The sequence below is a fragment of the Micromonospora sp. NPDC050686 genome (assembly GCF_040654475.1).
In the GTDB taxonomy this organism is placed as follows: Bacteria; Actinomycetota; Actinomycetes; order Mycobacteriales; family Micromonosporaceae; genus Micromonospora.
In genome coordinates this window covers 15,085-34,208 of the sequence record NZ_JBFAID010000031.1, presented here as the reverse complement: position 1 = coordinate 34,208, position 19,124 = coordinate 15,085, and the positions used below count along the sequence as shown (strand labels likewise).

The following is a 19,124-nucleotide window of genomic DNA, read 5'->3' as shown; positions in this document are numbered from 1 at the left end:
TCCGCAATCGGTTCCCGGCAACGCGCCCGGCCTTGTGGAGGAAGCGCAGCACACCCGTGCGGAACGAGCACCTGCCGGCGCAGGCGGCCACCCGCCGGACCGGGCCCTGCGCCCACGAACCCGCCGAACTCCTGGTGCCGATGGCGGACCTGCCCGGTGCTCCGACGCGTAGCACCGGGCAGATCCCCGGCGCTCAGGCCCGACCGGTCAGGTCGCGTCGGCGGAACACGGCCACCGCCGCCTGGAACACCGCTGCCGAGAGCACCGTCAGCACGGCGACCGCGACCAGGCTGATGTCCTCCAAGGGGTACTCGCCGATGTGCGCGAACGGTGACAGCCTGAGTGCGGCGTCGGGGATGTCGAGGATCGGGGCGAAATAGCCGGCGATCAGCCCCCAGCCGAGCAGCACCCAGATCACCGGCAGTGCCCTCGGTGCCGCCGCGTAGAGCAAGGCCGCGGCGGTGAGGACGAGCCAGACCGCCGGGGCATGGGCGAGGTGGCCGAGCAGTAGTTCGCCGATGAGCCCGGCGTCGCCGGTGCTGATCGCCGCGCCTGCTCCCATGCCGAGGCCGGCGACCAGCAGCAGCCAGAGCGCGCCGACCGCCGCGACGGCGACGTGGCTGGCGAGCCAGACCGTCCGACTCACCGCGGTGGCGAGGACCGGCTCGGCCCGCCCGTCGGTCTCCTCGGCGCGCACCGACTGTACGGCGAGCACCGCGTAGACACCGACCACGAGCGCCATGGTCAGGCCCATCGTGCCGAGGTAGCCGTCCAGCAGGTTCTCCGACCCTCCCATGACGGCCACCAGATCCTCGGGCGCGTCGGCGAAACCGTCGAGCAGCGGCTGCGTGAACGAGCCGTACGCGAGCCCGGCCACGAGCAGTGCCGCACTCCAGCCGATCAGGCTGGCCCGGTGCAGCCGCAACGCGAGCGCGAGCGGGCTGGCCAGCCAGCCGGCGGCCCGGGGCGAGCCTGGGCGGGGCCGTACCAGGCCGGCACCGAAGTCCCGGCGTGTCGACAGCGCGTACCCCACTGCACCGACCGCCACGGCGAATCCCAGCGATATCGCCAGGGGCCACCAGCGGTTGTGGACGTACGGCGCGGTCTGCTGGGACCAGCCGATCGGCGACAGCCAGGACAACCAGGACGGTCCGCTGCCCTGCACCGCTGCCATGTCACCCAGCCCGCGCAGGACGAACGCGGCGCCGAGTGCGGCGCCGGCCAGGCCGGAGGCCGCCCGCGGGTACTCGGACAGTTGGACGGTGGCCGCCGCTGCGCCGGCAAAGGCCAGCCCCGTCGCGCCGATGGACGCGCCGAACAGCAGCGACCCGCCCGCATCGAATCCGCGGCTGGCCATCGTCGCGGCGACCAGCAGCCCGACCAGCACCGCCATGGCGGCGGTGAGGACCAGCGTGGCGGTGAGCTGGGCGTGTCGGCCGACCACGTTGGCCCGGATCAGCTCGGCCCGTCCGGAGCGTTCCTCGGCGCGGGTGTGCCGCACCACGGTGAGCAGGCCCATCAGGCCCGCGCCGATGGCGACGTAGAGGCCGTACTGGCCGGCGAGGAACCGTTCGATGGTCAGCTGGTCGAAGCCGAAACCGGGCCCGCCGAACAGCGCGCCGGCCGGGCTGCCGGAGAATGCGGTCAGCCCCTCCAGGTCCTCCGGGCTCTTGACGATCGTGTCCAACGCGGTGGCGAAGTACGTCATCAGCAGCGCCAGCCCGAGGGTCCAGGCGGGGAAGCGGATCCGGTCGCGGCGCAGCATGAACCGCAGGAGCGTGCCGGTCCCGGCGACGGCGCTCGCGGGGGACAGTGCTGCCGCCGCCGGGCGGCGAACCGTCGTGGTGGCCATCACGCCACCTCCGTCGCACCACTGGGGACGAACTGGTCGCCGTAGTGGCGCAGCAGCAACTGCTCCAGCGTCGGCGGCCGGACGGTCAGCCCTTGCACATCGAGTTCACCGAGTCGGCGTACCACGGTGGCGAGGTGGTCGCCGTCGACCTCGAAGCGGACGTGGCCGTCCTCGGACCGGAGGCCGTGCACCCCGGGCAGATCGGTGAGGGAATCGGCCGGCCGGTCCGTGATCGCGTCGACCGAGGTCCGGGTCAGGTGCCGCAGGTCGGTCAGCGAGCCGGTCTCGACGATCGCGCCCTGGCGGATGATCGAGATCTGGTCGGCGAGGACCTCGACCTGGGCGAGGATGTGGCTGGACAGCAGCACGGTCCGGCCGGCGTCCTTCGCCTCGCGGATGCACTCCTGGAACACCGCCTCCATCAGCGGGTCCAGCCCGGCGGTGGGCTCGTCGAGCAGGAGCAGCTCGACGTCGCTGGCCAGCGCCGCGATCAGGGCCACCTTCTGCCGGTTGCCTTTGGAGTAGGTGCGGCCCTTCTTGCTCGGGTCGAGGTCGAAGCGTTGGCACAGGTCGTCGCGGCGGACCGGGTCGGTGCCGCCGCGCAGCCGGGCGAACAGGTCGATCGCCTCGCCACCGGTGAGGTTGGGCCACAGTTCCACGTCGCCGGGCACGTAGGCGAGCCGGCGGTGCAGGGTGACCGCGTCCGCCCACGGGTCACCGCCGAGCAGCCGAACCTGGCCGGCGTCGGCGCGCAGCAACCCGAGCAGAATCCGGATGGTGGTGGACTTGCCGGCGCCGTTGGGGCCGAGGAAGCCGTGCACGGTGCCGGCGTCGACCCGCAGGTCCAGCCCGTCGAGGGCTTTCACCCGGCCGAAGGACTTGCCAAGGTGGTGGATGTCGATGGCAGGAGTCATGGTCACAGACCTCATTCGAGGAGGGCCCAGGGCAGCCTGGGCTCCAATGTCGTGGATCGCGGAACCGGAAGGAGGAGGAAGGCCACGCCGGGGCGTGGTGGCTAGCGCGCGGTGTTGTCCGCGTCGCGATCCGGCGGATCCGGGACGTACATGAGGTACTCGTCGAGCATTGACCGGTCGACGAGCAGCCCTTCGGTGAACAACTCCAGCGCCGGTAGCGCGAGATCGTCCATGTAGCGGCGGAAGAGGGCCGGGAACTCCTCCGCAGTGGCCTGGGCCCCGTGCAGGGTGAACCACAGCACCATGCTGCCCGTCGCCTGGTAGGCCAGGTACCGCGTACGAGCGGCCCGGTCCCGGCTGGGGCGGACCACCCCGGCCACCTCACCCGCGGCCAGGTACTCCTCGGCGTCAGCGATCAGGTGCTCGATCAGCGTGGTCGCCAGCGCTCCGCCGGCCTGCAGGCTGCGCAGCAGGTACTGCACCATCGGGGCGTACCGCTCGACCCCGGCCATCTGCGCCAGCAGAGTTGCGCCGCTGCCGTCGGTCAGCGCCTTCGCCTTCTCCTCCCGCAGCACCGTGAGCACCTGCTCGTCGCAGGCGCGACGCAACGCGTCCTTCGAGCCGAAGTGGTGAACGATCAGACCGGCCGTCACACCGGCATCGGCGGCGATGGCCCGCAACCCGACCCGGAAACCGTCGCGGGCGAACCGGGCGATGGCGGCATCACGGATCCGGCTCGCGGTGGCGAACTCGCCATCGCGATCCCCTGACACCACGTCTCCCGACGCCATGACACCAGATTAAACACTCGTTCAATCAGTTCGCAACACCCTTCCGGCTGGCCCTGCCCGCCCCCGCCCCGCCACCCACGGTCGCACCGCTCTGAAGGCATGTGTCGATGGCCATATCCGCCGCAGTTCTAGCGGCGTTACCGCATGCAGACGTGGCAGGATCCGCACCGTGTCAACCGCCCACCGCCGGCGCGGGCTCAGCTCCCAGACCGTCGCGCCGCCTACTCCTCTGCCTGCTGGCCCTGGCTACCGCCAGGGGCATCCCTCACCTCCGTATGGTGGCGAACCGTGTGGTTACTGACCCGCCGGCCGGCGTGGCAGCGGCGCGGCGATCGCTTCCGGCATCCGGCACAGGTCATCACCGCCGGGTTCGCCGCAGCCGTAGTGGTCGGTACCGGCCTGCTCTCCCTCCCGGCGGCGACCCGGTCCGGTGAGCGCGCGGAGCTGGTGGACGCCCTGTTCACCGCCACCTCCGCGGTCTGCGTCACCGGTTTGATCACCGTCGACACCGGCAGCTACTGGTCCGGGTTCGGGCAGGCCGCCATCCTGCTACTCATCCAGGTCGGCGGCCTGGGGATCATGACGCTGGCCACCCTGTTCACCGTTCTGTTGTCACGTCGGCTCGGGTTACGGGCCCGCTTCCTCGCCCAGGCCGAAACCAAAAGCCTGAGCCTCAGCGACGTGCGCGGCGTCGTACGCCGCATCGTGGTGTTCAGTCTGCTCAGCGAGGTCGTGGCCGCCGTACTGCTCACCATCCGGTTCGCCACCACCTACCGGCAGCCGATCGGATCCGCGCTGTACGACGGTGTTTTCCACGCGATCTCCGCGTTCAACAACGCCGGCTTCTCCACCCGGTCCGACAGCCTGACGGGATACGTGGCCGACCCGTGGATCACACTCACCGTCTCGGCTGCGGTCATCCTCGGCGGCCTGGGCTTCCCGGTCGTGTTCGAACTCACCCGCAGCTGGCGGCGGCCGGCGCTCTGGTCGGTGACGACCCGGATCACCGTCGCGCTCACCGCCGCCCTGCTGGCCGCCGGCACCGTCATGTTCACCATCGCCGAATACTCGAATCCGGCCACCTTCGGTCCACTGGACGGGCCGCAGAAGCTGCTGGCCGGATTCTTCGCCTCGGCGATGACCCGCACCGCCGGCTTCAACAGCGTCGACATCGGCGCGATGCGTCCGGAGAGCCTGCTCGCCAGCGACGTGCTCATGTTCATCGGCGGAGGCAGCGCTGGCACCGCCGGCGGTATCAAGGTCACCACCTTCGGACTACTCGCCTTCGTCCTGTGGTCGGAAATGCGCGGCGAGACCCACGCCAACGTCGGCCACCGCCGCATCCCCGCCAGCAACCAGCGTCAGGCCCTCGCCGTCGTACTGCTCAGCGCCGGCGCCGTGGTCGTCGCCACCTTCATCCTGCTGGCCACCACCCCACATCGGCTCGACGCGGTGCTGTTCGAGGTGGTGTCCGCCTTCGGCACTGTCGGCCTGTCCACCGGCATCACCGGTAACCTGCCACCGCAGGCTGACCTGCTGCTCGTGGTGTTGATGTTCGCTGGCCGGATCGGTCCCCTCACCCTGGCCTCGGCGTTGGCCCTGCGGGACCGCAATCGGCGTTTCGAGCTTCCCGAGGAGAGGACGATCGTTGGCTGACATCCGCAGCGAACCGGTGGTCGTGATCGGTCTGGGCCGCTTCGGCACCGCGCTGGCCCTGGAACTGGTCAAACGAGGCACCGAAGTCCTCGCCATCGACCACCGCCCAAAGGTCATCCAGAGCCTGGTCGGGCAGATCCCCCACGTGCTCACGGCAGACGCAACGGACATCGAGGCGCTACGCCAACTCGGCGTCCGGGACTTCAACCGGGCCGTCGTGGCCATCGGCAGTGACATCCAGGCCAGCATCCTCACCACCTCCCTGCTGTCCGAACTCGACATCCCCGACATCTGGGCCAAGGCCGTCAGCGGGCAACACCGCAACATCCTCACCCGCGTCGGCGCCCACCACGTCATCGCGCCCGAGCACGACATGGGCGAACGCACCGCACACCTGCTCACCGGCCGCATCCTCGACTACGTCGAAGTGGACGCGGACTTCGCCGTCATCAAAACCACACCCCCGCGCGACGTCGTCGGAATTCCGCTACGGGAGTCACGGCTGCGCAGCAGATGGGGGGTGACCGTGGTGGCCGTCAAGCCGCAGGCGGGCATCGGTGGACACAAGCCGGGCTTCACCCACGCCACCCCCGACACCGTCCTCAGCTACGGCGACCTCATCCTCGTCGTCGGCCCCATCGACAACGTCGAACGCTTCGCCGCCACCGAATAGCGACGACCCGACGTGCGGCGCTGCTGAGGTCTGGAGATCGGGGCCTGCGGTGTTCTGCGGAACACGCTCCGGCCGCCTGCAAACGTCCCTAGCCTGTCAGTGGAGAGCATGTCGAGACGTTGCGACGGAGGTCGCCGTGACCAAGGCCGTCAGAGAAGCCCTCAGCGACGCCAGCGAGGTCGAGCTGACCGTGACCGGCCGCAGGACCGGCCGGCAGATCAGCCGCCCCGTCTGGTTCGTCCAGGAGGAGGAGAGCGCCTTCCTGGTCCCGATCACCGGCTCGGACAGCCAGTGGTACAAGAACGTACGCCAGACGCCGATGGTGCAGTTGAGCGCCAACGGGACGGCGGTGAGCAGCACCGCCACCCCGATCACCGACGCGAAGCGGGTCAACCACATCGTGCGGATGTTCCGCGAGAAGTACGGCTCGGACCAGTTCGACGCGCACTACCCGAAGCACGACGTCGCGGTCCAGGTCTCGCTGACCTAGCCGGTCCCGGCCGGCTTCAGGCGCGGTAGCCGTCCGGGTGCCAGTGGTGCTCGTACACCTGGACGGTGTTGCCGTCCTGCTCGAAGACATGCGCCAGCTTGTAGCCGCTGGCGTACATGTCGTTGAGGTGGCGCTGCCAGGTCTGCATCCGGATGGAACCCTTGTTGACCTCGGTGTGGTAGTGCTGGCCAGGCTGGGGGCACTGCGGTGTCGTCACCCGTGTTTGATACCGCACGCCGACCCAGTTGATCAAGAGCCGGCTCTGCCGGACGGCGGCACCACCCGACACAGCAACGCCGCCACCGCCCCGGTAACGACCCCCACCACCACCCCGGTGAACAGGCTCGACACGAACGCCGCCACCCGCAGGATCGGCCCCTGCGCCCACGTATCCACCACATCCAGCGACGGAGTGGCCCCGTCGAACGCCCGATCCCACAACACCTGATGACCAACCGCGAGAAACACCCCGTAGATCGCCCCGATCACCAGCACCGTCACGAACGGGTGCGGCGGACGGCGCCACAGCACCGCCCCGATCCAGCACGCCGCCGGCACCACCACCAGCAGCCCCGCGAGCACAGGGCTCTCGACCAGGCGCAGGTCGTGCAGCACCACCCGGGGCGCGGCCAGCGCCGCGAGCCCGATCAGCACCGGCCAGGAAAACCCGAGAGAACGCCGAGCCCCGCTCATCGCGACACCTCCACCGGGTTCTGCCGGGCGAACCGCAGCAGCGCGGTGAACGCCAGCGCCGCCGTGACCGCCCCGCCGGCCAGCCGCACCCAGTGCCCGGCGACGAACTCGTCCGCCACCTGCCGCAGGTACTCCACCGAGTGCGTACCGGGCGGGTCCACGAACATGATCTCGTTGCGCGGCCAGAAGAACACCACGGAGAAGAGGAACTCGCAGGCGATGAAGACGGCTGCCCCGGCGGCGACGGTCCAGCGCAGCCGGCGGTCGCGCCAGGTGAGCAGCGTCGCGGCGACGCTGGCCAGCACCACCGTGGCGCCCAGCGGCGGGAAGTAGTCGCTGGGGCCGCTGGTGGCCAGGAACTCCCGGGCCCGGTCCAGCGAGGCGGGCGGGTCACCGAAGATGTTCGGGTAGAGCATGACGGTCTCGGCGGCGACCCCGCCGAACGACATCATCGCCGTCCAGGTCAGCACGATCAGGGCGGTCCACGTCAGCTTGGCGCGGGACATCGAGGGGTTTCTCCTTCGGAAGACGGTGCGAAGAGGACACCAACGACGCTAGGTCCGCCCCGGTCGGCCGTCTGCCGCGCAGCCGCGCGAGCGGGGGTCGCTTCTCGACGTACGCCCGGGGGTGAACCCTGACGCCCACGGACGACAGCGGCGGCGGTCCCGCCGGTTCTACGCTGGCCGGATGCAGCCCATCTCACCCACCCGGACCGACCTGCTGCTCGCGGCGGCCACCTTCTGCCTGGTCGCGGCGGCCGTGGCCACCGACGGCGCGGCGCTGCCCCGCGCGGCGCTGGCCTGCGGTTTCGGGATGGGGCTGGGCGGGCTGCTGCTGTGTGCGCGGCGGTGGCCGGTGCCGGCGCTGCTGGCGACGGCGGCGGGCATCCTCGGCTACTACGTGCTGGACCTGCCGCCGGTGGGGCTGGCCGCCCCGGCCGCCGCCGTGCTCTACCGGGTCGCGGAGCGGGGCCGGGTGGTGCCGGCCGCGGTGGTCGGCGGGAGCCTGCTCGCCGTGTCCGTGGCGGCCCGGCTGGTCGAGGGCGACGCCGTCTCCGTGGTCGTCGGGGTGGAGCTGGGGTCGGAGGCGGCGTTGATGCTCGCCGTCATCGCGCTCGGCGACGCCGTCCGCAACCGGCGCTCGCTGCGGGCGGCGCTGGTCCGCCAGGCGGTGACGGCCGCCGACGATCAGCGCCGGGAGGCGGCCCACCAGGTCGAGGCTGAGCGGCTGCGCATCGCCCGGGAGATGCACGACACGCTGGGCCACACCATGTCGGTGATCACGCTCCAGTCGGCGGTGGCGAAGGAGGCCCTCGCCGACGACGAGCCGGCGCAGGTGGAGACCGCGCTGGACGCGATCCGGTCGGTCAGCGGCACCGCCATGGCCGAGCTGCGCGCGACACTGGGCACGCTGCGCCGCGAGCCCGGCCCACGCGAGCCGACGCCCGGCCTGGCCCAGCTGGCGGCGCTGGTCGACGGCGTACGCCAGGGTGGGCTGGCGGTCGAGCTGCGGGTGGACGGCGCGGTCGACGCGCTGCCCGCGGTGGTGGGCAGCACCGTCTACCGGGTGGCGCAGGAGGCGCTTACCAACGTGCTGCGGCACGCCGACGCCACCCGCGTCGCGGTCACCGTCCGGGCGGCGCCGGACCGGCTGTCGCTGGAGGTCGTCGACGACGGTCGCGGCTCGTCGCCGGGCGGCCCCGGCCAGGGGCTGCGGGGCATGTCGGAGCGGGTCGCGCTGCTCGGCGGCACCGTCCAGGCCGGCCCGACCGGGACCGCCGGCTTCCGGGTGTACGTCCGGCTGCCGCTGATGCGGGCCGCCGCGTGAACGCGAGGAGTGAGCCGGGGTTGCGAGCCCCGCAGCCGCGAACGAAGGGAGGCACCGCGTGAACGCGAGGAGCGAGCCGGGGTTGCGAGCCCCGCAGCCGCGAACGAAGGAGGGCACCGCGTGAATGCCGTCCGGGTCGTCCTCGTCGACGACCAGCATCTGGTGCGCACCGGCCTGCGCGCGCTGCTCGACCGCGCCCCGGACCTCAGCGTGGTCGGTGAGGCCGGGGACGGCGAGAGCGCGGTACGGCTGGTCCGGGCGGAACGCCCCGACGTGGTGCTGATGGACGTGCGGATGCCCGGCGGGGACGGCATCGAGGCGACCCGCCGGATCCTCGCCGACCCGCAGCTGGCCGGCGTGCACGTGGTGATGTTGACAACGTTCGACGACGACGAGTACCTGTTCGAGGCGATCCGCGCCGGGGCGGCCGGCTTCCTGCTCAAGGACACCCCGCCCGACGCGCTGCGCGACGCCGTACGGGTGGTGGCCGCCGGGGAGGGCCTGCTGTCGCCGGCCGTCACCCGGCGGGTCCTCGCCGCGGCGGCCCGCTCACCGGCGGCGGACCCGGCCCGGCTGGCCGGGCTCACCACCCGGGAGCGGGAGGTGCTCGCCCAGGTCGGCGCCGGCCGGTCCAACGCGGAGATCGGGGCGGCGCTGTTCCTCAGCCCGGACACCGCCCGCACCTACGTGAGCCGGCTGCTGCAGAAGCTGCGAGCCCGCGACCGCGCCCAACTCGTGGTGATCGCCTACGAGAGTGGGCTGGTCCGCCCCGGCGACGGCTGACCTACGCCTGCGCCACGGCCTCCGGTTCCGGCTCGGCGTGCCGTCCGCCATTGCGCCGCCGGTCCCCGTGCCCCGGCCACCACGCCGCGTGCCCGATCAGCGCCGTCAACGCCGGCACGAAGAACATCGACATGACGAACGCCGACAGCACGATCCCGATCGCCACCGCGAACCCCATCTGCTGGAGGAACGAGATCGGCGCGAGCATCAGCACCGCGAACGTCCCGGCCAGGATCAGCCCCGCCGCGGCGACGGTCGGCCCGGCGTGCTCCACCCCGATCGCGGCGGCCTCGTGCGGTTCGTTGCCCTCCCGGGCCTCCTCCCGCAGCCGGGCGATCATCAGGATGTTGTAGTCGGTGCCGATCGCCACCACGAACAGGTAGAGGATGATCGGCAGCTGGAAGGTCACCCCCGGCTTGTCCTGCAACCCCTGGAAGAGGTAGACGGTCGCGCCCAGCGTCGCGGCGAAGTTGAGCAGCACCGCGACGACGAGGTAGATCGGGGCGACCAGGCTGCGCAGCAGCAGGGCCAGGATGAGCGCGATCAGGCCGGCCGCGACGGGCAGGATGACCGACAGGTCCCGGTTGTTGGCCGAGTTGATGTCGGCGAAGATCGCGGTGGTGCCGCCGACCAGCGCCCGGGTGCCGTCCGGTGCGGCGGCGTGCAGGGCGTCGCGCAGGTCGCCGCGGACCAGGGTGATCGCCTCGTTGGAGACCGGGTTCTCGTTGAGCAGCAGGTTGATCCGGGCGACGCTGGGGTCGCTGCCCCGCTCGGCCGGTTGCACCCGGCCCACGCCGGGGGCGCCGGCGGCGGCCGCCGCGAAGTCGTTGACCTGCTGATCGGTCAGCGGGCTGCCGTTGCCGGTGGTCAGGTAGACCTCGGTGGGGGCGAGCGCACCGGCGGCGAAGCCGCGTTGCAGGTCGGCGGCGGCCTTCGCCGACTCGGTGTCCTGCGGGAAGCCGGAGCTGAAGTCGTAGTCGGCCTTGTACCCGAGCACGCCGGCGGCGAGCGCGACCAGCAGGGCACCGGAGCCCAACGCGACGAGCGCGGGCCGCCGGCCGATGACGGTGCCGAGTCGCCGGGACATGGTGCCCTTCGGCGTACGCTGCCACGCCTTCGACGGCCAGAAGACGTACCGGCCGAGCAGGGAGACCACCGCCGGGATGAGGGTGAGCGAGGTGATCAGCATGACGGCGACGGCGATGGCCAGCGCCGGGCCGAGGGAGCCGAAGAAGCCCAGCGAGGCGAGCAGCAGCACCAGGAAGGCGACGATGACCGCGGCGGCGGCGGAGGTGATGACCTCGCCGACCCGCTGCACGGAGACGATCATCGCGGTGCGCTTGTCGTCGCCGGCCCGCAGCCGCTCCCGGTAGCGGAACAGCAGGAACAGGATGTAGTCGGTACCGATGCCGAAGAGCACGATCAGCAGGATCGTCTGCAGGTCCTGACTGACGTTGAGGTCGAACGCCTTGCCGGCGGCGGCGACCAGCCCGGTGGTGACGGACAGCACAACGCTGATCACCGCGATGGGCAGCAACGCGGCGATCGGGCTGCGGAAGATGATCAGAATCAGTCCGATGATGAGGACGAACGTGGCGACGCCGACGATGGCGAAGGCGTCGGTGAAGGTGTCCTCGTTGTCGACGAAGCTGGCCACGTCGCCACCCACGCCGGCGGCCAGCCCACTGCCGGCCAGCGCCGGGCCGATCGCCGCCCGCAGCTCGCGTACGGCGTCGAGCAGCGCCGGGTCGTCCGGGGCGGTCGCGACCAGCCCGACATTCACCAGCTGCACCGACTTGTCCGGCGCGACGGCCTGCGGGCCGGTCAGGTAGCCGGAGGTGTGCGCGATGTTCTTGCCCTGCAACGTCTGCGCGAGCTGGCCCACCTTCGCCTCGTCGGCCGGGGTGAGCGGCTGCCCGTCGGCGCGTTTGACCACGATGGCCGCGGTGGCGGCGACCTGCTGCGGGAACGCCTTCTTGCCCAGCTCGGTGGCCTGCACCGACTCATAGCTGTGCGGCAGGAAGCTCTCCTGGTCGGCGGAGGTGATGTCGCTCAGCGACGGGGTGGCGACGATGATCGCGACGGCGGCGAGCAGCCAACCGCCGATCACCCACCACGCCCTGCGCACGACGAACCTGCCCAGCCGCTCGAACATCGTTTCCCCCGTGTGGTCCGCACGATGGACGGTCCGGCCCGAAGCAGTTCCGGCGCACCCCGGCCGTCACTCTGAGGGCAGCTTCCGCTACCCGCGGTGAATCGTACCGTCGGGGGCAAATCCTTTTCGGACGGCTCGCCGGCTCAGTTGACCAGGAGTCGCACCGGCAGCCCCTGCTGGGCGTCCAGCACCGCCCGCTCCCCCAGCTCCCGCCCCAACTCCACCGCAGCCGATCGTTCCGCCCCGATCGCCAGGCATCCCTGCCCCTCGGGCAGCGGCGACGGGTACGGATGCGAGTATACGATCACCACCACGGCGGAGTCGGACTCCACCGCCTCGGCCGTGTAGTCCATCCCGCACGGCTCGTCCCCGGTCGCCCGGGAACCGGTGAAGGAGACGGTCAGCGACCGGCTCCCCCGCCTGGTGACGGCCGCCTCGACGCGCAGCGACCCGGCTGACCGGGCATCCCACACCGGCGGCGAGACCTGGACCAGGACCGACGGGTCCACCGCCACCCGGGCCAGCCGCACGGACGTGCCGGCAAGGGTGAATTCCCAGGCGGGGACCGTGGCCGGCCCGCGGGTGGTGTCGACCGCGAGGGTGCCCAGCTTCGCCCCGGTCACCCGCAGCGGCGTGCAGCCGTCGCAGTCGGGGCTGCCGTCGACCCGGTAGCCGGACAGGCTCGCGCCGGCCGCGGCCAGCGGCACCGTCAACCGGGTCCCGTCCGCCCAGACGACGACGCCGGCGGGCCGGGGCAGCGCGGGCAGTTCGGCTGCCAGTGAGACGAGCCCGGCGAGCAGGGCGCTCTTGTTCTGCTCGTTGCCCGCTTCCCAGTCGCCGAACTGCTTGTCCAGCCGGCCGACCGGCACGAACCGGGGCCCGTCACCAGCCCGCCGGACCGCCTGGTCGTACCGGTCGAGGGCCGCGCGGGCCTGCTGCCGCAGCTCCTCCGGGCCAGGATCACCCACCTCCAGGGGGCCCGGATTCACGACCTCAGGGCCGCACCCGGCCAGCAGTGTGAGAGCGGCCATCGCGAGCAGCCACCGCCGTACGATCATCCCCGGGCACCTCCACCGACTCTGACGTGCCGGGAGCCGGGGCTGGTTCCACGGTGAGCGCGAAGTGCACGGTCCGTCCGGTCCGCCGCCGCCCGACCCGGTGGAAGAACGGCACCAGCACCCCTTGCAGGAACGGGTACTTGGCGACCAGCGCGCGGCGCGCGGCCGCGTACTCCGCTCCGCTGAGCCGGCGCGCGACGGCCCGGACGGCCGGCCCGACCGGCTTGCCGCGGGCGCTGGCGGGCGCCACCGTGACCTGCGGGTTGTTGCGGATCCGCACGGTCTTCCAGGCCCGTTCGAAGCTGCGCACGTACGCCCGGTCCCCGCACACCGCGATGCTGACCGCGGCGGCGACGGGCGTGCCGTCGCGGCGGTAGCTGGTCAGCGCGACGGTCTTCTGCCCGTTGAACGCCGCCCAGGCCGGGGCCGGCGCGGGATCGAGCCGGCCGACCACGAAGCCCCGCTCCCGCCAGCGCGCGACCAGGGCGGCGGTGGCGAGCACGGCGAACAGGGCGACCTGGGCGGTCTGCCCGAGGCTGTCGTCCATCAGGTGGCTGATCGTGTGGGCGGCCGCGCCGACCAGGAAGCCGGCGAGCGCCACCATCAGCGGGTCCGCCCAGATCAGGGCCAGCAGCAGGGTGGCCCCGATACCGAGCTGGAACGCGCCGATGTCGTGCACGAAGTGCTCGTGCGGCGGAAACCCGACGAACTCGCTGAACGACCGGGGCGCGACGAGCGCCCACACGCCGACCACCCCCGTCAGCAGGCTGAGCAGGGCGGTGAGGGTACGCACCATCGTTCTCATACCCAGTTGACGGCCGACCGCCCGGGCATGTGACCGACCGGCCACCGGGGTGCCGCGACCGCGGACACCCCCGTGACCCCCCGTCGGCGCTGGGTCAGCTCTCCATCGGGCCTTCGCTGACCCGGCGCACGTCCACCTCCACGTCGATGCCGTGCCGGCCGAAGAGGTCGGCGTACCGCCTGGCCCACTCGACCGCCTCCTCCTTCGACCGCACCTCCAGCAGGCCGAAGCCGGCGATGAGCTCCTTGGTCTCGGTGAACGGCCCGTCGATGACGGTGGTCCTGCCCTTGGTCACGGTGATCCGCGCCGACTCGTTGCTGCTCTTCTCCAGCCCTTCGGCGGCGAGCAGCACACCGGCCTTGGCAACCTCCTCGATGTAGCCGCCCAGGTCCTGGATGAACTCGGGGCTCGGGTCGAAGGCGCCGGGGGTGTTCTCGTCCAGCTTGTGCATGAGCATGTAACGCATCTCAGTGCTTCCTCTCGATCATTTCGTATCTGCGCTCTCACTGACCCGTCGATCGGCACGACCCGGATCCGACATCGAGTTTCAAGATTTTTTCGACCGGCACCCGGCGGCCCGCTCCAGCAGCAGCGACCGCTCCCGGGCGTTGCCGGTGAGCCGGGCCGCCCGCTCGAACTCGGCCCGGGCCTCCTCGTGCCGGCCAAGCCGGGCGAGCAGGTCACCGAGCACGCTGGGCAGCAGGTGGTAGTGCGCCAGCGCCGGCTCGTCGGCCAGTTTCCGGGCCAGTTCCAGGCCAGCGGCGGGGCCGTCGGCCTGGGCGACGGCCACGGCCCGGTTCAGCTCCACCACAGGCGAGGGCACGATCCTCGCAAGGTCCGCGTACAGGGCGGCGATCCGCGCCCAGTCGGTCTCCCCGGGGGTACGCGCCCGCGCGTGGCACGCCGCGATCTCCGCCTGGATCGTGTACGGGCCGGAGTCGCCGAGCGCTCGGGCGCGGTCCAGGGCGGCCAGCCCGCGACGGATCAGCAACCGGTCCCAGCGGCTGCGGTCCTGGTCGTTGAGGAGGATCGGCGCGCCGTCGGGGCCGGCGCGGGCAGCCGTGCGCGACGCCTGGATCTCCAGCAGCGCGGCCAGCCCGTGCACCTCAGGCTCACCGGGCATCAGTCCCTGCAGCAGCCGGGCCAGCCGCAGCGCCTCCTGGCACAACGCGGGGCGCACCCAATCGTCGCCGGCGGTCGCCGCATACCCCTCGTTGAAGATCAGGTAGACGACCTCGAGGACCGAGTCGAGGCGCTCGGCCCGCTCGGCCGGGCCGGGCACCTCGAACGGCACGTGCGCGGTGGCGAGGGTCTGCTTGGCGCGGGTGATCCGCTGCCCGACGGTCGACTCGGTGGTGAGGAAGGCGCGGGCGATCTCGCCGGTGGTCAACCCGCCGAGCAGGCGCAGGGTGAGCGCGGCGCGGGCGATCGGCGACAGCACCGGATGGCAGGCCACGAAGATCAACCGCAGCAGGTCGTCGTCAATCGTCTCCTCGACCACGGCGTCGAGATCTGGGCTGACCCGCTCGTCAAGGTCGCGGCCCAGCTCGGCGAGGGTGCGCTGCTGCGCCTGCCGGCGGCGGATCGCGTCGACGGCCCGGCGCCTGCCCACGGTCGTCAGCCACGCCCCCGGATTGGCCGGCACCCCGTCCCGCGGCCACTGCTCCAGGGCCGCGACCAGCGCGTCCTGGGCCAACTCCTCGGCCAGGCCGACGTCCCGCACCACCCCGGCGATGCCGGCGACCACCCGCCCGGCCTCCATCCGCCAGACCGTCTCCACCGTGCGCCGCGCTGCCTCGGGCTCCGTCACAGGACTCATGAGAGCAGCCCGATCCGACGATTTCCAGGACGACGCCGGGAAGTGTCACAGACCGCTCCTAGGCTGGCCGCGCCGACTCGACGAAAAAGGGGACTGACATGCTCGATCACTTCTCCGTCCAGGTGCGCGACCTGCCCGCCAGCGCCGCCTTCTACGACGCCGTGCTGGCCCCACTGGGCGGGCGGCGAATGCTGGAGCCCGGCCCGATCGGCTACGGCGTGGACAGCCCCGACTTCTGGCTGGTGCCCGCGGGCGCGGGCAACGCGCCGCTGGAGGCGCACATCGCCTTCACCGCCCCGGACCGGGCCGCCGTACACGCGTTCCGCGACGCCGCGGTCGCCGCCGGGGCGGAGGTGCTGCACGAGCCGAAGCTGTGGCCGGAATACCACCCGACCTACTACGGGGCGTTCGTCCGCGACCCGGACGGCAACAACGTCGAGGCGGTCTGCCACCGTCCCGAATAGCCCCGGCCAGGCGGGTTCGTCATGCGGCTGGTCGCCGCGAGCCACAGCCCCGTCACCGCCGCGCCTTCGTCGAGGTGTCCGAGCCGGCCCTTCGTCGAGGTGTCCGACGGACCGACCCTGAGCCGTGCCAGGGTCCATCGCTCCGGGCCGGGTACGGGTCGTACCCGGATGTTCCCGGCCCGGGCCGCTGCCAGGCTGAGCCAATGATGATCAGCAATGCCCGTAAGGCTGGGCGTGACAACTCGTTCCCTGGTTACGGCCGGCGGCCGTGACGGCACCGCTGCTGCTGCTCGGCTACGGCCTGCTGCGCCTGCTCGACGGCGTGGACGGACACCGCGACAAGGGCGGCTGGGCGTGGAACGTCGGGCACGTGCTGTTCCTGCTCGGCATCCTGGTGTTCGCGGTGCTGCTGGTGGAGTTGCGCAGCGTGCTGCGTGGGCGCGCACCCCGGCGGCGTCGGCTCGCCGACGTGGCGACCGTGGCCGGGCTGGTGGGCGCGGTCGCGTTCGTCTGGGTGATCGTCGGTGACCTCTTCCCCCGCTTCGCCGACGCGGTCGAGACGCCCGACGTGGTCCTCCTCGGTGGACCGTTGCTGTTCGAACTCGGGTTGCTGGTCCTGCTGGGGCTGGCCGTGCCGGTGCGGCTGGCTCCGGTGTGGGCGCCGCTGCTGGTGCTGGCCGGGTTCACGGCGATCGGAATCGAACTGGACCTGCTACCGGTCGGCGCGGCGCTCGTCCTCGCCGGCCTGCTGCCCCTGGCCCGCGAACGCCGCGGCCGCTGAGCGCGCCGGCACCCCGTGCGCGACCGCGAGGGATGGCCCGGGGGCAGTTAGGGTGCGGGAATGGAGCAGCGGATCAGCCTGATCACCCTCGGGGTCGCCGACGTCGGCCGGGCCCGCGCCTTCTACGAGCGGCTCGGCTGGCGCGGCCAGGAGGTCGAGGAGACCGTCTTCTTCCAGGCCGGCGGGCTGGCGCTGGTGCTGTGGGGGCGCGGCAAGCTCGCCGAGGACGCGGGCGTGACCGACCGGGCCGACGACGGGTTCGGCGGGCTGAGCCTGGCGCAGAACGTCCGGTCCCGGGCCGAGGTCGACGCGATCCTCGCCGACGCGGTGGCCGCCGGGGCGGCGCTCACCCGGCCGGCCCGGGAGACCTTCTACGGCGGGTACGCGGGCTGCTTCACCGACCCGGACGGGCACGTGTGGGAGATCGCGTACAACCCGGGGTTCCCGCTGGCCGACGACGGAACGCTGACGGTGCCGGACTTCACGGCGTCCTGATCAGGCCGCACGTCGTCACCCCGAGTGAAGTCGGCCGGCCTTGCGGCCGGGTCAGCGCAGCGGATCGTGGGTGCCGCGCGGCACGCCGGGCCGGCAGCGGCGGACCCGGTCGGCGGCCAGCCGCCCGCCCACCGCCAGGCCGTACCGCTCCACCGCGGCCAGGCCGTAGCTGCTGCAACTGGGGGTGAACCGGCACCGGCCGGGCCAGCGGTGCGACAGCCACCGCCGGTAGCCGAGGATGGCGGCCCGCCCCGCCCGGTCGGCAACCGGCGCCCGGGTCAGCCCGGCGGCCACCGACCCGAGAGTCAGCAGCATCGAGAAAAGTCCCAGGTCGCAGCAGGGTACGTCGCAGCTTGGCACGTCGCAGCCGGAGCAGGAGTCCCCCCGCTTCTTCTTCCGGCGCCGGTCACGCGTCAACTTGATCACGCAACCATGATGCGATCCCCGCGCCACCCCAGGGCAGCGAGGCCGGCCGGAGTTCGGTGCGGATTGTGCGACCGGCCCGGGATCAGCCCTCCGCCGGCCAGGCCCTGCGCAGGGCGTCGAGCGCCGCGTCGCGGTCCGCGCCGAGCAGCCGCGCCTGCCGCGCGTACCCGACAGCCAGATCGTGCAGGGCGCGGGCCCGCTCCCCGGCGGGCCGCGCGGGGCTCGCGGTCACCCGGGTGCCGCCGCCGCGCCGGGACCGGACCAGTCCGGCCGCTTCCAGCTCCCGGTACGTGCGGGCGACCGTGCCGACCGCCAGCCCGAGGTCGGCGGCGAGCTGCCGCAGCGGCGGCAGCCGCTCCCCGGCGGGCAGCGCCCCCGAGCCGATCAGGTCGACGAACTGCCGGCGCAGTTGCTCGTACGGGGGCGTCGGGTCGGCCACGTCGACCTGGAGGATCGGCGTCATCGCGCGGAGGTCACCGTGGCTCGGGACGGGCGGACGTCGGTGGTGACGACGGCGACGGCGCTCCAGGCGAGCAGCGCCAGCCAGCCGGGAACGAGCAGGAGCAGCAGCGACGCGGCCACGGTCCACCACAGTGGACGGCATGGGTTGGCCAGCAGCGCGCTGGCGGTGGTCAGCGAGACGCCGATCAGGGGCAGCGTGACCAGCAGGCCGCCCGCGCCGGTGACGGCGCGCGCGGAGCGGCGCCGCTCGGCGTCGTCGCGCACCAGGTCTCCGGCGTCGTCGACCGGGCGGGGCCGGCCGACGACCCGGCGCAGCGCCAGCGCGGCCAGCACCGCCCCGGCCCCGACGACCAGCGACAGCGGCAGGCTGTAGAACGAGCCGGGCCACGGGCCGTTTCTGCCGGCGAAGTCGGCGCAGGCGTAGCTGAGCGCGCGGCCGGCCCGCCCGAGGTCGTCGGCGGAGCCGGCCACGGTGGTCAGGGCCAGCAGGGCGGCCAGGGCGAAGCCGGCGGCGGCCACCGCGGCGGCGGCTCGGCCCGGCAGGAAGTGCCGCAGGTGCCGGGTCTCCACCGCGGCCGTACGGACCGGGTCGGGAAGCCGCACGGCCCGGGCCTCCCCGGTGACGACCCCGGCGAGTACGCAGAGCCCGAACAGCGGTGCGGCGACCAGCACGCCACGGCCCAGGTCGTCGGCCTCGACGGCGATCCCGGCCGCGGCCACGCCGAGGACCAGGCCGGCCGAGCGCCACCGGCGCAGCGTACGGCGGACCGCCTCCGGCGCGGCGTCCCCGGCCGGCGGCCGGCCGACCACCGCCGCGCCACCCAACGCCAGCACCAGCACACCCAGGAGCAGCCCCGCTGCCATGATCACGCCCCCCGCTCGCCGGCCGGCTGTTAACCGGGGCCCCCGCCTATGCAGAAAGCGTTAAGCGGGGGCCCCTCCTTGCAGCGCAGCATGGCGGAGGCGCGGAGCTTGTGTCA

At 72.6% G+C, this 19,124-nt stretch carries 22 protein-coding genes and 1 pseudogene; 8 read left to right on the top strand and 15 right to left on the bottom strand.

All coding sequences use genetic code 11. The features are described from left to right. Positions 1-193 precede the first annotated feature (193 nt). From AB0H57_RS19915 to AB0H57_RS19900, 4 genes and pseudogenes are all read right to left on the bottom strand, one after another. Complete coding sequence (locus AB0H57_RS19915; protein ID WP_357508458.1) at positions 194-1,852, bottom strand: ABC transporter permease; 1,659 nt, start codon at positions 1,850-1,852, stop codon at positions 194-196. Beyond that, positions 1,852-2,766, bottom strand: a complete 915-nt coding sequence (locus AB0H57_RS19910) for an ABC transporter ATP-binding protein (protein WP_357508456.1) — start codon at positions 2,764-2,766, stop codon at positions 1,852-1,854. Before AB0H57_RS19910 ends, AB0H57_RS19915 begins: the two co-directional genes overlap by 1 nt. Positions 2,767-2,867: 101 nt before the next feature. Continuing rightward, complete coding sequence (locus AB0H57_RS19905) at positions 2,868-3,341, bottom strand: hypothetical protein (protein ID WP_357508534.1); 474 nt, start codon at positions 3,339-3,341, stop codon at positions 2,868-2,870. Positions 3,342-3,371: 30 nt separating this feature from the next. After that, a pseudogene (locus AB0H57_RS19900) lies at positions 3,372-3,557 on the bottom strand (helix-turn-helix domain-containing protein); the annotation flags it as partial. Between the two features lie 288 nt (positions 3,558-3,845). Here AB0H57_RS19900 and AB0H57_RS19895 point away from each other — a divergent pair. From AB0H57_RS19895 to AB0H57_RS19885, 3 genes are all read left to right on the top strand, one after another. Continuing rightward, positions 3,846-5,213, top strand: a complete 1,368-nt coding sequence (locus AB0H57_RS19895; RefSeq protein ID WP_357508454.1) for a TrkH family potassium uptake protein — start codon at positions 3,846-3,848, stop codon at positions 5,211-5,213. Further along, on the top strand, positions 5,206-5,886 hold the full coding sequence (locus AB0H57_RS19890; protein ID WP_357508452.1) for a TrkA family potassium uptake protein: 681 nt from the start codon (positions 5,206-5,208) through the stop codon (positions 5,884-5,886). Before AB0H57_RS19895 ends, AB0H57_RS19890 begins: the two co-directional genes overlap by 8 nt. A 136-nt stretch (positions 5,887-6,022) precedes the next feature. After that, entirely contained in the window at positions 6,023-6,376 is a 354-nt protein-coding gene (locus tag AB0H57_RS19885) for a nitroreductase/quinone reductase family protein (RefSeq protein WP_357508450.1), read from the top strand. 16 nt (positions 6,377-6,392) lie between these two features. Here the strand turns inward: AB0H57_RS19885 and AB0H57_RS19880 are convergent, their stop codons facing one another. The 3 genes from AB0H57_RS19880 to AB0H57_RS19870 are packed head-to-tail and all read right to left on the bottom strand — an operon-like array spanning position 6,393 to position 7,575. Then, a complete protein-coding gene (locus AB0H57_RS19880; protein WP_357508448.1) occupies positions 6,393-6,593 on the bottom strand; it encodes a hypothetical protein in 201 nt (66 codons plus the stop codon). Between the two features lie 32 nt (positions 6,594-6,625). After that, a complete protein-coding gene (locus AB0H57_RS19875) occupies positions 6,626-7,030 on the bottom strand; it encodes a hypothetical protein (RefSeq protein WP_357508446.1) in 405 nt (134 codons plus the stop codon). Positions 7,031-7,065: 35 nt separating this feature from the next. Continuing rightward, positions 7,066-7,575: a DUF1772 domain-containing protein gene (locus AB0H57_RS19870; RefSeq protein WP_357508444.1), complete on the bottom strand. Its 510-nt coding sequence runs from the start codon at positions 7,573-7,575 to the stop codon at positions 7,066-7,068. Between the two features lie 181 nt (positions 7,576-7,756). On the opposite strand from AB0H57_RS19870, the gene AB0H57_RS19865 reads away from it, so the two are divergent. Then, positions 7,757-8,896, top strand: coding sequence for a sensor histidine kinase (locus tag AB0H57_RS19865; RefSeq protein WP_357508442.1), 1,140 nt, complete (start codon positions 7,757-7,759; stop codon positions 8,894-8,896). 120 nt (positions 8,897-9,016) lie between these two features. After that, complete coding sequence (locus tag AB0H57_RS19860; RefSeq protein WP_357508440.1) at positions 9,017-9,679, top strand: response regulator transcription factor; 663 nt, start codon at positions 9,017-9,019, stop codon at positions 9,677-9,679. 1 nt (position 9,680) lies between these two features. Here AB0H57_RS19860 and AB0H57_RS19855 read toward each other — a convergent pair whose 3' ends face one another. The 5 genes from AB0H57_RS19855 to AB0H57_RS19835 form a co-directional block, all read right to left on the bottom strand. Further along, complete coding sequence (locus tag AB0H57_RS19855) at positions 9,681-11,834, bottom strand: MMPL family transporter (RefSeq protein ID WP_357508438.1); 2,154 nt, start codon at positions 11,832-11,834, stop codon at positions 9,681-9,683. Between the two features lie 143 nt (positions 11,835-11,977). Continuing rightward, positions 11,978-12,892 carry a hypothetical protein gene (locus AB0H57_RS19850; RefSeq protein WP_357508436.1) on the bottom strand — a complete coding sequence of 305 codons (915 nt, stop codon included), beginning with the start codon at positions 12,890-12,892 and terminating at the stop codon, positions 11,978-11,980. Continuing rightward, positions 12,828-13,688, bottom strand: a complete 861-nt coding sequence (locus AB0H57_RS19845; RefSeq protein WP_357508434.1) for a PPOX class F420-dependent oxidoreductase — start codon at positions 13,686-13,688, stop codon at positions 12,828-12,830. The genes AB0H57_RS19850 and AB0H57_RS19845 overlap by 65 nt, the downstream gene beginning before the upstream one ends. 103 nt (positions 13,689-13,791) lie before the next feature. Continuing rightward, on the bottom strand, positions 13,792-14,163 hold the full coding sequence (locus tag AB0H57_RS19840; protein WP_357508432.1) for a YciI family protein: 372 nt from the start codon (positions 14,161-14,163) through the stop codon (positions 13,792-13,794). An 81-nt stretch (positions 14,164-14,244) separates the two neighbouring features. Beyond that, the gene (locus AB0H57_RS19835; protein WP_357508532.1) at positions 14,245-15,459 is read right to left on the bottom strand and encodes an RNA polymerase sigma factor; all 1,215 of its coding nucleotides are present in this window, start codon (positions 15,457-15,459) and stop codon (positions 14,245-14,247) included. Positions 15,460-15,614: 155 nt separating this feature from the next. Here AB0H57_RS19835 and AB0H57_RS19830 point away from each other — a divergent pair, with 155 nt between their 5' ends. From AB0H57_RS19830 to AB0H57_RS19820, 3 genes are all read left to right on the top strand, one after another. Beyond that, positions 15,615-15,980: a VOC family protein gene (locus AB0H57_RS19830; protein ID WP_357508430.1), complete on the top strand. Its 366-nt coding sequence runs from the start codon at positions 15,615-15,617 to the stop codon at positions 15,978-15,980. Between the two features lie 268 nt (positions 15,981-16,248). Next, positions 16,249-16,761 (top strand): hypothetical protein, encoded by a 513-nt coding sequence (locus AB0H57_RS19825; RefSeq protein ID WP_357508428.1) that lies wholly within the window; start codon positions 16,249-16,251, stop codon positions 16,759-16,761. A 60-nt stretch (positions 16,762-16,821) separates the two neighbouring features. Continuing rightward, the gene (locus AB0H57_RS19820; protein ID WP_357508426.1) at positions 16,822-17,256 is read left to right on the top strand and encodes a VOC family protein; all 435 of its coding nucleotides are present in this window, start codon (positions 16,822-16,824) and stop codon (positions 17,254-17,256) included. A 51-nt stretch (positions 17,257-17,307) separates the two neighbouring features. Here the strand turns inward: AB0H57_RS19820 and yidD are convergent, their stop codons facing one another. From yidD to AB0H57_RS19805, 3 genes are all read right to left on the bottom strand, one after another. Continuing rightward, entirely contained in the window at positions 17,308-17,682 is a 375-nt protein-coding gene (gene yidD / locus AB0H57_RS19815) for a membrane protein insertion efficiency factor YidD (protein ID WP_357508424.1), read from the bottom strand. 82 nt (positions 17,683-17,764) lie between these two features. Beyond that, positions 17,765-18,145 (bottom strand): GntR family transcriptional regulator, encoded by a 381-nt coding sequence (locus tag AB0H57_RS19810; protein WP_357508422.1) that lies wholly within the window; start codon positions 18,143-18,145, stop codon positions 17,765-17,767. Next, positions 18,142-19,008, bottom strand: a complete 867-nt coding sequence (locus AB0H57_RS19805; RefSeq protein ID WP_357508420.1) for a hypothetical protein — start codon at positions 19,006-19,008, stop codon at positions 18,142-18,144. The genes AB0H57_RS19810 and AB0H57_RS19805 overlap by 4 nt, the downstream gene beginning before the upstream one ends. Positions 19,009-19,124: the final 116 nt, after the last annotated feature.

What these genes read in the sequence shown, in the direction of transcription:
- AB0H57_RS19910 (WP_357508456.1), bottom strand. Translation starts at nt 2,766, where the DNA reads ATGACTCCTGCCATCGACATCCACCACCTTGGCAAGTCCTTCGGCCGG.
- AB0H57_RS19870 (WP_357508444.1), bottom strand. Translation starts at nt 7,575, where the DNA reads ATGTCCCGCGCCAAGCTGACGTGGACCGCCCTGATCGTGCTGACCTGG.
- AB0H57_RS19830 (WP_357508430.1), top strand. Translation starts at nt 15,615, where the DNA reads ATGCTCGATCACTTCTCCGTCCAGGTGCGCGACCTGCCCGCCAGCGCC.
- AB0H57_RS19840 (WP_357508432.1), bottom strand. Translation starts at nt 14,163, where the DNA reads ATGCGTTACATGCTCATGCACAAGCTGGACGAGAACACCCCCGGCGCC.
- AB0H57_RS19915 (WP_357508458.1), bottom strand. Translation starts at nt 1,852, where the DNA reads ATGGCCACCACGACGGTTCGCCGCCCGGCGGCGGCAGCACTGTCCCCC.
- AB0H57_RS19855 (WP_357508438.1), bottom strand. Translation starts at nt 11,834, where the DNA reads ATGTTCGAGCGGCTGGGCAGGTTCGTCGTGCGCAGGGCGTGGTGGGTG.
- AB0H57_RS19805 (WP_357508420.1), bottom strand. Translation starts at nt 19,008, where the DNA reads ATGGCAGCGGGGCTGCTCCTGGGTGTGCTGGTGCTGGCGTTGGGTGGC.
- AB0H57_RS19865 (WP_357508442.1), top strand. Translation starts at nt 7,757, where the DNA reads ATGCAGCCCATCTCACCCACCCGGACCGACCTGCTGCTCGCGGCGGCC.
- AB0H57_RS19850 (WP_357508436.1), bottom strand. Translation starts at nt 12,892, where the DNA reads ATGATCGTACGGCGGTGGCTGCTCGCGATGGCCGCTCTCACACTGCTG.
- AB0H57_RS19835 (WP_357508532.1), bottom strand. Translation starts at nt 15,459, where the DNA reads ATGGAGGCCGGGCGGGTGGTCGCCGGCATCGCCGGGGTGGTGCGGGAC.
- AB0H57_RS19820 (WP_357508426.1), top strand. Translation starts at nt 16,822, where the DNA reads ATGGAGCAGCGGATCAGCCTGATCACCCTCGGGGTCGCCGACGTCGGC.
- AB0H57_RS19810 (WP_357508422.1), bottom strand. Translation starts at nt 18,145, where the DNA reads ATGACGCCGATCCTCCAGGTCGACGTGGCCGACCCGACGCCCCCGTAC.
- AB0H57_RS19845 (WP_357508434.1), bottom strand. Translation starts at nt 13,688, where the DNA reads ATGGTGCGTACCCTCACCGCCCTGCTCAGCCTGCTGACGGGGGTGGTC.